This is a genomic window from Streptomyces sp. NPDC057302 (assembly GCF_042667685.1).
GTDB lineage: Bacteria > Actinomycetota > Actinomycetes > Streptomycetales > Streptomycetaceae > Streptomyces.
This window is the reverse complement of sequence record NZ_JBHUZJ010000096.1, coordinates 17,303-31,122: the sequence shown is the minus strand read 5'-3', so window position 1 is coordinate 31,122 and position 13,820 is coordinate 17,303. Positions and strand designations below refer to the sequence as shown.

Annotated in this window: 13 protein-coding genes; 9 read left to right on the top strand and 4 right to left on the bottom strand. The window is 67.7% G+C overall.

What is annotated here, in order from left to right; translation table 11 throughout:
* Together ACFUPX_RS39025 and ACFUPX_RS39020 are read right to left on the bottom strand one after the other, a co-directional pair.
* Positions 1-1,247: hypothetical protein (locus ACFUPX_RS39025; RefSeq protein WP_383333540.1), on the bottom strand; the 1,247-nt coding region annotated here is incomplete at its 3' end.
* Between the two features lie 143 nt (positions 1,248-1,390).
* Positions 1,391-1,609 (bottom strand): hypothetical protein, encoded by a 219-nt coding sequence (locus tag ACFUPX_RS39020; RefSeq protein ID WP_383333538.1) that lies wholly within the window; start codon positions 1,607-1,609, stop codon positions 1,391-1,393.
* 135 nt (positions 1,610-1,744) lie between these two features.
* Here ACFUPX_RS39020 and ACFUPX_RS39015 point away from each other — a divergent pair, with 135 nt between their 5' ends.
* Positions 1,745-2,719, top strand: a complete 975-nt coding sequence (locus ACFUPX_RS39015; RefSeq protein ID WP_383333536.1) for a carbohydrate kinase family protein — start codon at positions 1,745-1,747, stop codon at positions 2,717-2,719.
* A 21-nt stretch (positions 2,720-2,740) separates the two neighbouring features.
* Here ACFUPX_RS39015 and ACFUPX_RS39010 read toward each other — a convergent pair whose 3' ends face one another.
* Positions 2,741-4,129 carry a cysteine desulfurase/sulfurtransferase TusA family protein gene (locus tag ACFUPX_RS39010; protein WP_383333534.1) on the bottom strand — a complete coding sequence of 463 codons (1,389 nt, stop codon included), beginning with the start codon at positions 4,127-4,129 and terminating at the stop codon, positions 2,741-2,743.
* Between the two features lie 346 nt (positions 4,130-4,475).
* Here ACFUPX_RS39010 and coxB point away from each other — a divergent pair, with 346 nt between their 5' ends.
* From coxB to ACFUPX_RS38990, 4 genes are all read left to right on the top strand, one after another.
* Positions 4,476-5,438, top strand: a complete 963-nt coding sequence (gene coxB / locus ACFUPX_RS39005; protein ID WP_383333532.1) for a cytochrome c oxidase subunit II — start codon at positions 4,476-4,478, stop codon at positions 5,436-5,438.
* Positions 5,435-7,171 carry a cytochrome c oxidase subunit I gene (gene ctaD / locus ACFUPX_RS39000; RefSeq protein WP_383270415.1) on the top strand — a complete coding sequence of 579 codons (1,737 nt, stop codon included), beginning with the start codon at positions 5,435-5,437 and terminating at the stop codon, positions 7,169-7,171. Before coxB ends, ctaD begins: the two co-directional genes overlap by 4 nt.
* A complete protein-coding gene (locus tag ACFUPX_RS38995; RefSeq protein WP_249590363.1) occupies positions 7,168-7,566 on the top strand; it encodes a cytochrome c oxidase subunit 4 in 399 nt (132 codons plus the stop codon). The genes ctaD and ACFUPX_RS38995 overlap by 4 nt, the downstream gene beginning before the upstream one ends.
* A gap of 134 nt (positions 7,567-7,700) precedes the next feature.
* Positions 7,701-8,948, top strand: a complete 1,248-nt coding sequence (locus ACFUPX_RS38990; protein WP_383333529.1) for an Ig-like domain-containing protein — start codon at positions 7,701-7,703, stop codon at positions 8,946-8,948.
* Between the two features lie 71 nt (positions 8,949-9,019).
* Here ACFUPX_RS38990 and ACFUPX_RS38985 read toward each other — a convergent pair whose 3' ends face one another.
* On the bottom strand, positions 9,020-9,421 hold the full coding sequence (locus ACFUPX_RS38985; protein WP_383333527.1) for a hypothetical protein: 402 nt from the start codon (positions 9,419-9,421) through the stop codon (positions 9,020-9,022).
* Positions 9,422-9,599: 178 nt separating this feature from the next.
* Here ACFUPX_RS38985 and ACFUPX_RS38980 point away from each other — a divergent pair, with 178 nt between their 5' ends.
* From ACFUPX_RS38980 to ACFUPX_RS38965, 4 genes are all read left to right on the top strand, one after another.
* The gene (locus ACFUPX_RS38980; protein WP_383333525.1) at positions 9,600-10,220 is read left to right on the top strand and encodes a heme-copper oxidase subunit III; all 621 of its coding nucleotides are present in this window, start codon (positions 9,600-9,602) and stop codon (positions 10,218-10,220) included.
* Positions 10,221-10,302: 82 nt separating this feature from the next.
* Complete coding sequence (locus ACFUPX_RS38975; protein WP_383333523.1) at positions 10,303-11,112, top strand: c-type cytochrome; 810 nt, start codon at positions 10,303-10,305, stop codon at positions 11,110-11,112.
* Complete coding sequence (locus tag ACFUPX_RS38970; protein WP_383333521.1) at positions 11,109-12,164, top strand: Rieske 2Fe-2S domain-containing protein; 1,056 nt, start codon at positions 11,109-11,111, stop codon at positions 12,162-12,164. Before ACFUPX_RS38975 ends, ACFUPX_RS38970 begins: the two co-directional genes overlap by 4 nt.
* Positions 12,161-13,792: a cytochrome bc complex cytochrome b subunit gene (locus tag ACFUPX_RS38965; protein ID WP_383333519.1), complete on the top strand. Its 1,632-nt coding sequence runs from the start codon at positions 12,161-12,163 to the stop codon at positions 13,790-13,792. Before ACFUPX_RS38970 ends, ACFUPX_RS38965 begins: the two co-directional genes overlap by 4 nt.
* Positions 13,793-13,820: the final 28 nt, after the last annotated feature.

Here is a 13,820-nt window from a genome sequence, read left to right as displayed (position 1 = left end):
GTCTCGGTGGGGGAGGGCGTGTCCGGCGAGGTGAGGTACTGCGGCTCCACCGCCGGATGCGTCACCGTGAACGTGTCCTTCGCGCCCTGCGGCTTCACGTCGAACAGCCAGGCGGGCACGAGCGTCTGGCGCCCGTCGACGAAGTGCACCGCGAGCCCGAACGTGGCGTCCTCGACCGTGACCGGCTGCGGCTTCGGAGGCGCGGACGACGGCTCCTCGCAGGGCGCCTTCGTGCCGACCGCACTGTCCTTGCCCGCGTCGCCGTCCTTGCCGCCCTTGTCGTCCGAGCTGTCCGGCGTGTCGCCCTTGGGGTTCGGCACCGCCGAGGCGCAGCCGCCGATGCCCACGCGTCCGTCCCCGCCGCCGCCCGACTTGTTGAGCTGCTCCAGGGTTTCGGCGGCGCTGATCACCGGGTACGTGGCACCCTTCTCCGGTGCCTTCAACTGGCCGCTCGCGCCGACCACTTGACCGTCCGAGCCGACCTGGATGCCGGTCGACCAGCCGTACGTCGGGAGTCCGCCCACCTTCGGGTCGGCGTTCACCACGCGTACGCCGCCCATGAGTTGGCGGGCGTCCAGCTTCGCGTCATCCTGGCCCACGGCCTTCAGGACCGGCGCCGCCGCCTTCTTCGCCGCGCTCTCGCCGACCGCGTCACCCTCGCCGTTCGGTGCCGTGGACGTCTCCGAACAGGGCTTGCCCTTCTGGCAGTTGTCGCCGCCGCCGGTGGCGTACCGCGAGAACGTCCAGGTGCCCGGCGCCTGCTTGCCCACCTGGAGCGAGGGTCCTGAACCGTCCTTGGTGGGGCCGATCTTCCAGGTGCCGTCCTGCGAGGTGGGCTTCCCCGTGACGCCAAGCGCCTTGGCCAGGTCGGTCACTTGATCCTGCGTGACGGTGCCCCGCGCGTGGTAGACGGCCGCCGAGTCGGGGCCGCCGGGCAGCTTGCCCTCGGCGCGGTACGTGGCGCCGTTCGGGTCGGGCTCTCCCGGGGCGATGCCCTCGGTGCCGCCCTCGGTGCCGCCTTCCTGGCGGTCGCCGTCCGTGTGTCCGTCGAGGGCGAGGGGCGGGGGCTTGCCGCCGTCGCCCGCGGGAGAACTGCCGCTGCCGTCGCTGCCGCCTGAGGCGGTGGCGGCGAAGTAGGCCCCGCCGCCACCGACGAGCAGCACCGTGGCCGCCACCGACGCGACGGCGAGGCGGGATCGCCGCCGGTGCTGGTCGGCCGCGTCATGGTCGGATCGGTCGGTGCTCACCGCATCGCTCCTTCGACTCCACTGCTGTCCCTGGAGGCCCAGGGGTGGGCCTCGTTCGTATTCCGCGTCCCCTTTACGGGGGACAGCGATGGGACGCAGCGGGGGAGCGCGCGGTTCCCTCGGCGCGCGCCGATGCCCTCGGCTCAGTCGCCGTACTCGGACATGCCGTCGATGAGCCGGGCGGATGCGGGCGGGACGCGGACGCCATGGATCAGTGCGGGCGACACGGGGGCGGTCGCGGCGGCGGCGGGGGTCACCCAGTGCGGGGCCATGCGGGCGCAGTCGCCCCGCAGGGTCTCCAGGGACTCGGAGGACAGCTCGACGGGACGCGCGGTGACGGCATGCTTCGAGATAACGGCCATATCCGCACCGTACGCATCGCACACCTCGCGAAAAAAGACCTACTAACGGGTAGTTTGGCCTCTTCAGCGGGGGTGTACCGACCCGGTAGCGTGAAGTGTCAACCCCTCGCCTCTCCTCCACAGGAGCATGCCGTCGTGCGTATCGCAGTCACCGGCTCCATCGCCACCGACCACCTGATGACCTTCCCCGGCCGCTTCGCCGACCAACTGGTCGCGGATCAGCTGCACACGGTTTCTCTCTCTTTCCTGGTCGACGCCCTAGACGTACGCAGGGGAGGGGTCGGCGCCAACATCTGCTTCGGCATGGGTCAGCTCGGCACCGAACCGATCCTGGTCGGAGCCGCGGGCTCGGACTTCGGCGAGTACCGCGCCTGGCTCGACCGGCACGGCGTGGACACGGCATCGGTCCGTATCTCCGAGACGCTGCACACGGCCCGCTTCGTGTGCACCACGGACGCCGACCACAACCAGATCGGCTCGTTCTACACGGGCGCCATGAGCGAGGCCCGCCTCATCGAACTGAAGACCGTGGCCGACCGCGTGGGCGGTCTCGACCTGGTGCTCATCGGCGCGGACGACCCCGAGGCGATGATGCGCCACACCGAGGAGTGCCTGACGCGCAAGATCCCCTTCGCGGCGGACTTCTCCCAGCAGATCGCGCGCATGGAGGGCAGCGAGATCCGCACGCTCCTCGACGGCGCCACCTACCTCTTCTCGAACGAGTACGAGAAGGGGCTCATCGAGTCCAAGACCGGCTGGACCGACGCCGAGATCCTCTCCAAGGTCGGCCACCGCGTGACGACGCTCGGCTCGCGCGGTGTGCGCATCGAGTCCACGGGCCAGGACCCGATCGAGGTCGGCGTGGCCGAGGAAGAGGCGAAGGTCGAGCCGACCGGCGTCGGCGACGCCTTCCGCGCGGGCTTCCTCTCGGGCCTCGCCTGGGGCGTCTCGCACGAGCGCGCGGCGCAGGTCGGCTGCATGCTCGCCACCCTGGTCATCGAGACCGTCGGCACGCAGGAGTACGAGCTCCAGCGCAGCAACTTCATGGACCGCTTCACCAAGGCGTACGGCCATGAGGCCGCGGCCGAGGTCCAGGTCCACCTGGCCTAATCCCCGGGCCACCCGGCCCGGTCAGGAGCTCCGGCGGACCACATAGGCAGAGCCGTGGTCCGCCGGCTCCTCGCCCACGTACTCCTGGCCCCGCATCTCGCACCACGCGGGGATGTCCAGCCGCGCCGCCTCGTCGTCCGCGAGGACCGTGACGGTGCCGCCCACCGGCACGTCCCCGATGACCTTCGCGAGCTCGATGACGGGCAGCGGGCAGCGCTTGCCGAGCGCGTCGACGACGAGGGAGGCCGACTCCGCACGCGTCGCCGACTCCGTACGCGCCACCGCGGCGCCCAGCTGCTCGCGCACCCCGGCCACCACCCCCGGCAGAACCTCCAGGAAACGCGTCACCTCCGCTTCCTGGGTTCCCCGTGGGAGTGACACCCGGATATTGCCCTCGCTCAGTACGCCCATCGCCTTGAGCACGTGGCTGGGGGTCAGCGTCGAGCTGGTGCAGGAGGAGCCGGACGAGACCGAGAAGCCCGCCCGGTCCAGCTCGTGCAGCACGGTCTCTCCGTCGACATAGAGACACGAGAAGGTCACCAGATGGGGCAGGCGCCGCACCGGGTCGCCCACCACCTCCACGTCCGGCACGAGCCCCGGCACCCGCGCCCGGATCCGCCGCGTCAACTCCCGCAGCCGTGCGCCCTCCTCGGCGGCCTCGGCCTGCACGGCCCGCAGCGAGGCCGCGGCGGCGACCACCGCCGGAATGTTCTCGAAGCCCGGGGCGCGCCCGGACTCCCGCTCGTCGGCGGGGCCTTGCGCGGCGAACCGCACCCCCTTGCGCACCACGAGCAGCCCCGCGCCCGCGGGCCCGCCCCACTTGTGGGCGCTCGCGGCGAGCAGCGACCACTCCCCGTCCACCCGGCCCCAGGGCAGCGACTGGGCCGCGTCCACCAACAGCGGCACCCCGGCGGCGCGACACGCCGACGCGACATCGGCCACCGGCTGCTCGGTGCCCACCTCGTGGTTGGCGGACTGGAGGCAGGCGAGCGCCGTGTCGGGGCGAAGACCGGCGGCGTACGAGGCCACGGACACGGCGCCCGACCGGTCCACCGGGATCTCCGTCACCGCCCCGCCGTCGGCTTCGAGGGCCGCCGCCGCATGGAGCACCGAAGAGTGTTCGACCGCCGACACCACCAGATGCCGCCCGACACGCCGACGCCCGGCCAGGGCCCCGGCGATTCCGGAGTGCACGGCCCCCGTCCCCGAAGGGGTGAAGGAGAGCTCGTCGGGACGGCACCCGACCGCCTCCGCGGCGGCCTCCCGCGCGGCGTCGAGCAGCAGCCTGGCCCGCCGCCCCTCGCGGTAGAGCCGCGCAGGATCGGCCCACCCCTCGTCGAGCGAGGCCTGCAGCGCCTGGCGAGCCACGGGGTGAAGGGGAGCGGAGGACGCGACATCGAAGTAGGACACGCCGCAACGCTAGAACGTCAACCCGGGAGCGCACCCGGGGGGAGTGCCCCGAAGGGGCGCGGGGAACGTCCCGGTCCACCACAAAATGCCCGCACCCGGCACAGGTGCCGGGCCTTCGACCCGGTAGCCGCCCAGACCCCCCGTCAGAAAGGGGCGGACGGCGGGGCTTCCCACCCTTCGGAGTGACCCGCGGCGCGTTAGGCACCCTCCCCGCGCGACCCCAAATAGCGTCCAGTAAGGTTTGGCCCGCATAAACATCCAAACCCCTGCCCGCCGCAGGGCGGCGACCGACGACCGAGAAGGCCGCACCCGACCGCGCGGGCCGAGACTCTCGGGAAGGCGCTACGTGAGTCCCAACGGCTCCGACCGCTCGTCGCGGCGCCCGATGCGGCGGAAGCTGCCGCAGGTGCTGACTGCGGGCCTGATCCTTGTGACCGCTACCGGTTGCACATACAAGGACTTCCCCCGCCTTGGAATGCCGACCCCGGTAACGGAAGAGGCACCTCGGATCCTCTCCCTCTGGCAGGGCTCGTGGGCGGCAGCGCTCATCACGGGCGTGCTGGTATGGGGGCTGATCATCTGGAGTGTCATCTTCCACCGGCGCAGCCGCACCAAGGTGGAGGTACCTCCGCAGACGCGTTACAACATGCCCATCGAGGCGCTTTACACGGTGGTTCCTCTCATCATCGTCTCGGTGCTCTTCTACTTCACGGCTCGTGATGAGTCGAAGCTCCTCCATCTCGACGCGAAGCCTGCCCACACGGTCAACGTGGTCGGCTATCAGTGGAGCTGGGGCTTCAACTACATCGAGGACGTGCCGGGTTCCGACAAGGAAGACGCGAAGACGGCCAAGGAGCTGGAGGCCATCCCGGACAAGTTCCGCGATGCGTTCCCGTCCAACGCCGGCGGCGTCTACGACGTCGGTACACCCGGTCAGCGGAACCCGCAGAACGGCAACCCGGGTCCGACCCTCTGGCTCCCCAAGGGCGAGAAGGTCCGCTTCGTCCTGACTTCGCGTGACGTCATCCACTCCTTCTGGGTGGTGCCGTTCCTCATGAAGCAGGACGTCATCCCGGGCCACACCAACGCCTTCGAGGTGACTCCCAACAAGGAGGGCACCTTCATGGGCAAGTGCGCCGAGCTCTGCGGTGTCGACCACTCCCGGATGCTCTTCAACGTCAAGGTCGTTTCCCCCGAGCGCTACCAGAAGCACCTCGAGGACCTGGCGAAGAAGAACCAGACCGGTTACATCCCGGCCGGCATCGAGCAGACGAAGCACGAGAAGAACCGGGAGACGAACAACCTGTGAGCATCCTCAACGAACCTCAGGGTGCCGCGGCAGCGGAAGACTCGTCCGAGAACGAGCTGCCGGTACGGCGCGCACAGCCGGGCGCTGTGGTCATCAAGTGGCTCACCACCACCGACCACAAGACGATCGGCACGCTCTACCTGGTCACGTCGTTCGCGTTCTTCTGCATCGGCGGCGTCATGGCGCTCTTCATGCGCGCCGAACTCGCTCGTCCCGGCTCGCAGCTGATGTCGAACGAGCAGTTCAACCAGGCGTTCACGATGCACGGCACGATCATGCTGCTGATGTTCGCGACGCCGCTGTTCGCCGGATTCGCGAACTGGATCATGCCGCTGCAGATCGGCGCGCCCGACGTGGCGTTCCCGCGGCTGAACATGTTCGCGTACTGGCTGTACCTCTTCGGCTCGCTCATCGCGGTGGCCGGCTTCCTCACCCCGCAGGGTGCGGCCGACTTCGGCTGGTTCGCCTACTCCCCGCTGTCGGACGCCGTCCGCTCGCCGGGCATCGGCGCCGACATGTGGATCATGGGTCTGGCCTTCTCCGGCTTCGGCACGATCCTCGGTTCGGTCAACTTCATCACCACGATCATCTGCATGCGCGCACCCGGCATGACGATGTTCCGGATGCCGATCTTCGTGTGGAACGTCCTGCTGACCGCCGTACTGGTCCTGCTGGCCTTCCCGGTCCTGGCCGCCGCGCTGTTCGCCCTGGAGGCGGACCGTAAATTCGGTGCCCATGTGTTCGACGCGTCCAACGGCGGCGCGCTGCTATGGCAACACCTCTTCTGGTTCTTCGGCCATCCAGAGGTGTACATCATCGCGCTGCCATTCTTCGGAATCATTTCCGAAGTGATCCCGGTCTTCTCCCGGAAGCCGATGTTCGGCTACATGGGTCTGATCGGCGCGACGATCGCGATCGCGGGTCTCTCCGTGACCGTGTGGGCGCACCACATGTACGTCACCGGTGGCGTGCTCCTACCGTTCTTCTCCTTCATGACGTTCCTGATCGCCGTGCCAACGGGCGTGAAGTTCTTCAACTGGATCGGAACGATGTGGAAGGGCTCACTGAGCTTCGAGACACCGATGCTCTGGGCCGTCGGCTTCCTGATCACCTTCACCTTCGGTGGTCTGACCGGCGTCATCCTGGCCTCGCCGCCGATGGACTTCCACGTGTCGGACTCGTACTTCGTGGTCGCGCACTTCCACTACGTCGTCTTCGGCACCGTGGTCTTCGCGATGTTCTCCGGCTTCCACTTCTGGTGGCCGAAGATGACCGGCAAGATGCTGGACGAGAAGCTCGGCAAGATCACCTTCTGGACGCTGTTCATCGGCTTCCACGGCACGTTCCTGGTGCAGCACTGGCTGGGCGCCGAGGGCATGCCGCGTCGTTACGCGGACTACCTCGCGGCCGACGGCTTCACCGCGCTGAACACGATCTCGACGATCTCCTCGTTCCTGCTCGGTCTGTCGATCCTGCCGTTCTTCTACAACATCTGGAAGACCGCCAAGTACGGCAAGAAGATCGAGGTCGACGACCCGTGGGGCTACGGCCGCTCGCTCGAATGGGCGACGTCCTGCCCGCCGCCGCGGCACAACTTCCTCACCCTGCCGCGGATCCGTTCCGAATCCCCGGCGTTCGACCTGCATCACCCTGAGATCGCGGCTCTCGACCAGCTCGAGAACAGCGGCCACGGTGACAAGGCGCTCGCGGGCGGCAAGGAGGCCGGCAAGTGAAGGTCCAAGGCAAGATGTTCATCTGGCTGAGCGTCTTCGTGCTCGCCATGGCGATCGTCTACGGCTGGTGGTCCAAGGAGCCGGCCGGTACGACCGCGCTGTTCCTGGCCTTCGGCCTGTGCATCATGATCGGCTACTACCTGGCCTTCACGGCCCGGCGTGTCGACGCGGCGGCACAGGACAACAAGGAGGCCGACGTAGCGGACGAGGCCGGCGAGGTGGGCTTCTTCAGCCCGCACAGCTGGCAGCCGCTCTCGCTGGCCATCGGTGGCGCGCTCGCCTTCATGGGAGTCGTCTTCGGCTGGTGGCTGCTGTACTTCTCGTTCCCGATCCTGATGATCGGCCTCTTCGGCTGGGTCTTCGAGTACTACCGGGGCGAGAACCAGACCCAGTGAGTCTGTGATCTCCCGCTTCACCGAGGGGCCCGGACACTCCGTCAGGAGCGTCCGGGCCCCTCGGCGTGTCGCGTCCGACCCTCGTACGGGTCACTCCGCGCGCCGGAGCGGATGAACCTTCATACCGTGTGTTCATGAGCCACTCACCGCGAATCCGCACGGTACTGAGCTGCTCCATGCTGGTGGCCGCCCTCGGGGTGGGAACCACGGCGTGCGGCAGCTCCGACGGCCATCCGCTCTCGGCTAAGCCGTACGACGCGGCGGGCCAGATCGCCTTCAACAGCCCCGCGGGCAGCCAGAAGGCGGATCCGGACAAGCCCCTGGAGGTCACCGCCCAGGGCGAGGACGGGCGCATCACCGATGTGACGGCCACCGATGCGACGGGGCGGTACGTGGCGGGCGAACTCGCCGCCGACGGCGCCCGCTGGCACAGCACGGCGCCCCTCGCGGCGGGCGCGCACTACACGGTGCGGGTCAGTACCGAGGACGAGGAAGGCTCGCCCGGCCGCAAGGTCATGAACTTCGACACGGGCGCCCCGGGCAAGAAGAAGCGCCTCGACGTCACCTTCGGCCCCGATTCGGGCAAGTACGGCGTCGGCCAGCCCGTCACGGCCAAGCTGAGCGCCAAGGTGAAGGACAAGAAGGCGCGGTCCATCGTGGAGCGGGCGCTGAAGGTCGAGACGCAGCCCGCCACGAACGGCGCCTGGCACTGGGTGGACAGCAAGACGCTGCACTACCGCCCCAAGGAGTACTGGCCCTCGGGCGCCACCATCAACGTACGGAGCAACCTCGAGGGCATCAAGGTCCGCGAGAAGCTCTGGGGCGGCGACGCCAAGCCGCTGAAGCTGACCATCGGCGACCGCATCGAGGCCGTGACGGACGCCGGCTCGCACTACATGACGGTCTACCGCAACGGCGAGGAGATCAACTCCATGCCGGTGACCACGGGAAAGCCCGGCTACTCCACGCGCAACGGCGTCAAGGTGGTGCTGGGCAAGGAGTACTCCGTACGCATGACCAGTGCCAGCATCGGCGCATCGGACTTCTACGACAAGATGGTCTACTACGCCACGCGGGTCACGGACTCGGGCGAGTACGTGCACGCCGCGCCCTGGTCGGTCGGCTCGCAGGGGTACGCGAACACCAGCCACGGCTGCACCGGCATGAGCACCGACGACGCCGCCTGGTTCTACGAGACCGTGCGGCAGGGCGACATCGTGAAGGTCGTCAACAGCTATGGGGCGGACATGGACCCGTTCGGCAACGGCTTCGGCGACTGGAACGTGGGCTGGAAGGACTGGCGGGACGGCAGCGCCCTGTTCGGCGGCGTCAAGAAGGGCCCCACGGCGCTCGACGCGGCCCGGCTGCGGCCGCAGGTCTAGCGGAGCCCCGCGGAGGGCGCGGAACAGCACAGAAGGCCCCGTGCCGACGCACGGGGCCTTCTGTCGTGCCGTCAGGCCTCGACGGCCAGCCTGGCGCGCAGCAGGGCGGCCAGGGAGTCCGCGAACTCGACCGGATCGACCGGAAGGGTCACCGCGGCCTCCGCGCGGCTCCAGGTGGCCAGCCAGGCGTCCTGCGGGCGCCCCATGAGCAGGAGCACGGGCGGGCACTGGAAGATCTCGTCCTTGAGCTGACGGCAGACGCCCATGCCGCCGATGGGCGTGGCCTCGCCGTCCAGGACGCAGACGTCGATGCCGCCCCGGTCCAGTTCCTTCAGGACGGCGGGCAGTGTCGCGCACTCGATGAACTCGACCGCGGGAACGTCCGCCGCCGGCCTGCGTCCGGTGGCCAACCGGACCTGCTCGCGGGTGCTCGCGTTGTCGCTGTAGACCAGCACCGTGGCGGTCGGCTGCATTGTTCCTCCGCATCGTTGAGGGCATTTCGCCGGGGACCGATGCGCGGATGCTACTCCTCCGGACACCCCGTCAACAGCGGTTCGGACAGCCCTTCGATGGGCCATATGGGCAGGACACACCCCACAGACACTCCGAACGGCACCCCCCGGGGTGAGCGCGGGATAAGCGACCGACATAATGTCGGTCGTGGCGACAGCAACGACAGTAGATACCGGGCACGCGCACCCGCCGGTCAATCGGCCGAACCTCACCAGCGTCGGAACCATCATTTGGCTGAGTTCCGAGCTGATGTTCTTCGCGGCCCTCTTCGCGATGTACTTCACCCTGCGATCGGTGACAGGTCCTGATCACTGGAAGGAAATGGCGTCCGCGCTGAACTTCCCGTTCTCAGCGACGAACACCACGATCCTGGTGCTCTCCTCCCTCACCTGTCAGCTCGGCGTCTTCGCCGCCGAGCGTGGTGACGTGAAGAAGCTCCGGATGTGGTTCATCGTCACCTTCATCATGGGTGCGGTCTTTATCGGCGGTCAGGTGTACGAGTACACCGAGCTGGTCAAGCACGAGGGCCTCTCGCTCTCGTCCGACCCGTACGGCTCGGTCTTCTACCTGACCACCGGCTTCCACGGCATGCATGTGACAGGCGGCCTCATCGCCTTCCTGCTGGTCCTCGGCAGGACGTATGCGGCCAAGAAGTTCACCCATGAGCAGGCGACCGCAGCCATCGTCGTGTCCTACTACTGGCACTTCGTCGATGTTGTCTGGATCGGTCTCTTTGCCACGATCTACATGATCAAGTAAACGGGGCGGGGCTCACGACGGGCCCGACGTCCGATTCATTCCAGAAGCATCGACGCTGAAGATCCTGACACCGGGGTAATCCGTGAAAAAGCTCTCCGCACGACGACGCCACCCGTTGGCGGCGGTCGTCGTCCTACTCCTCGCGCTGGCGGCCACCGGGGGGCTGTACGCCGCGTTCGCACCCGCGGACAAGGCGCAGGCCGACGACACCGCCCAGTCCCTCGCCATCGACGAGGGCAAGAAGTTGTACTCCGTTGGCTGCTCCAGCTGCCACGGAACCGGCGGTCAGGGGTCCTCCGACGGTCCTAGCCTGGTGGGCGTCGGCGCAGCCGCCGTCGACTTCCAGGTCAGCACCGGCCGTATGCCGCTGCAGCAGCCGGGCGCCCAGGCGCCGAAGAAGAAGGCCATCTACAACCAGGCCCAGATCGACCAGCTCGCGGCGTACATCGCCTCGCTGGGCGCGGGGCCGACCATCCCCACCGCGAAGCAGTACAGCCCGGATGGGGCGGACATCGCCAAGGGTGGCGAGCTGTTCCGCACCAACTGCGCGCAGTGCCACAACTTCACCGGTGAGGGCGGCGCGTTGACGAAGGGCAAGTTCGCTCCTTCGTTGGAGGATGTCTCCGCCAAGCACATCTACGAGGCCATGCAGACCGGCCCGCAGAACATGCCGTCCTTCCCCGACACGATCATGCCGGAGAAGAACAAAAAGGACATCATCGCGTACCTCGACGCGGTCAACGGCGAACAGACCGAGAGCCCTGGCGGTCTCAAGCTGGGTGGCCTGGGTCCGGTCAGTGAAGGCCTCTTCGGCTGGATCTTCGGTCTCGGCACGCTGATCGCGGTCGCCGTGTGGGTCGCCGCTCGGACCGCAAAGGCCAAGAAGTCATGAGTAGCCAAGAGAAATCAGAAGAGAACCTGCCCAGCGCGCAGGAGACCGAGCACGGCTCGGTGGCGGTCGCGGACGAGAACCCGTTCGCCGACCCGGGGCTTCCGCCCCACGAGCACCGTGTCCAGGACATCGACGAGCGGGCCGCCAAGCGTTCCGAGCGTGCGGTCGCCTTCCTGTTCACGCTCTCGATGCTGGCCACGATCGGCTTCATCGCCTCGTACGTGGCCTTCCCGGTCGACAAGCGCGTCTACATCTTCCCGATCGGCCACATCAGCGCCCTGAACTTCTCCCTGGGCATGACCCTGGGCGTGGCGCTCTTCTGCATCGGCGCGGGCGCGGTCCACTGGGCCCGCACCCTGATGTCCGATGTGGAGGTCGCCGACGAGCGGCACCCGATCGAGGCCGAGCCCGAGGTCAAGGCCAAGGTCATGGCCGACTTCAAGGCCGGTGCCGCGGAGTCGCAGTTCGGCCGTCGCAAGCTGATCCGCAACACGATGTTCGGCGCGCTGGCCATGGTGCCGCTCTCCGGCGTCGTCCTGCTGCGCGACCTCGGTCCGCTGCCGGAGGACAAGCTGCGGCACACGCTGTGGTCCAAGGGCAAGCTGCTCGTGAACATGAACACGAACGAGCCGCTGCGTCCGTCGGACATCCAGGTCGGCTCGCTGACCTTCGCCAAGCCCGAGGGCCTGGAGGAGCACGATCACGACTTCCAGAAGGAGATCGCCAAGGCGGCCCTGATGATCGTCCGGATTCAGCCGGACAACATCAAGGACAAGCAGGAGCTCGAGTGGTCGCACGACGGTGTCGTCGCGTACTCCAAGATCTGCACCCACGTCGGCTGCCCGATCTCCCTGTACGAGCAGCAGACGCACCACGTCCTCTGCCCGTGCCACCAGTCCACCTTCGACCTCTCCGACGGTGCCCGAGTGATCTTCGGCCCGGCCGGTCACGCGCTGCCGCAGCTGCGCATCGCCGTGAACGAAGAGGGCTACCTCGAGGCGCTCGGCGACTTCGCTGAGCCCGTCGGTCCTGCATTCTGGGAGCGCGGATGAGTACTTCGGCGAACGAAAACCGTAAAAAGGAGGCGCCCGCCGGTGAGCGGGTCGCCGACTGGGCGGACGGCCGGCTGGGGATCTACTCCCTGGCCAAGGCCAACATGCGCAAGATCTTCCCGGACCACTGGTCCTTCATGCTCGGTGAGATCTGCCTCTACAGCTTCATCATCATCATCCTCACGGGTGTGTACCTGACCCTGTTCTTCCACCCGTCGATGAACGAGGTGGAGTACCACGGCAGCTACATCCCGCTGCAGGGCCAGCTGATGTCCGAGGCGTTCAACTCGACCATGCACATCAGCTTCGATGTGCGCGGTGGTCTGCTGATCCGGCAGATCCACCACTGGGCGGCGCTGATCTTCCTCGCGGCGATGTTCGTGCACATGATGCGCGTCTTCTTCACGGGTGCCTTCCGCAAGCCCCGCGAGGTCAACTGGGTCTTCGGGTTCCTGCTGTTCGTCCTCGGCATGTTCACCGGCTTCACCGGTTACTCGCTCCCGGACGACCTGCTCTCCGGTACCGGTGTGCGCTTCATGCAGGGCGCCGTCCTGTCCGTGCCGATCGTGGGCACGTACCTGGCGATGTTCCTGTTCGGCGGGGAGTTCCCCGGCGGCGACTTCGTGGCCCGGTTCTACTCGGTGCACATCCTGCTGCTGCCGGGCATCATGCTCGGCCTCGTGGTGGCCCACCTGATCCTGGTCTTCTACCACAAGCACACGCAGTTCGCGGGCCCCGGCAAGACGAACAAGAACGTCGTCGGCATGCCGCTGCTGCCGGTCTACATGGCGAAGGCCGGAGGGTTCTTCTTCCTGGTCTTCGGTGTGATCGCGGCCATCTCGGCGATCGCCACGATCAACCCGATCTGGGCGCTCGGCCCCTACCGGCCGGACATGGTCTCCACCGGAGCCCAGCCCGACTGGTACATGGGCTTCTCCGAGGGTCTGATCCGTGTCATGCCGGGCTGGGAGATCAACGCCTGGGGTCACACGCTCGTCCTGGGCGTGTTCATCCCGCTGGTGATCTTCCCGATGGTCCTGGTCGCGATCGCGGTCTATCCGTTCATCGAGTCCTGGGTCACCGGCGACAAGCGCGAGCACCACATCCTGGACCGCCCGCGCAACGTCCCGACCCGTACGGGCTTCGGCGTCGCGTGGATCACCTGGTACATGGTGCTGCTGATCGGTGGTGGAAACGACCTCTGGGCCACGCACTTCCACCTGTCGATCAACTCGATCACCTGGTTCGTGCGCATCGCCTTCTTCGTGGCACCGGTCCTCGCCTTCATCGTCACCAAGCGGATCTGCCTGGGTCTGCAGCGGCGCGACAAGGACAAGGTCCTGCACGGCCGCGAGTCGGGCATCATCAAGCGCCTGCCGCACGGTGAGTTCATCGAGGTCCACGAGCCGCTGGGCCAGGAGCAGCTGCACACGCTCACCGCGCACGAGCAGTACGCGCCGCTGGAGATCGGCCCCTCGGTCGACGAGAACGGCGTCGAGCGCAAGGTGTCCGGTCCGCAGAAGCTCCGGGCCAAGCTCTCGAAGGGCTACTACGGGGAGGACAACCAGATCCCCAAGCCCACCACCGAGGAGTACAAGGAGATCACGAGCGGCCACGGCCACCACTGATCTCCGGAGCCCTGAAGCTCCGTACCGC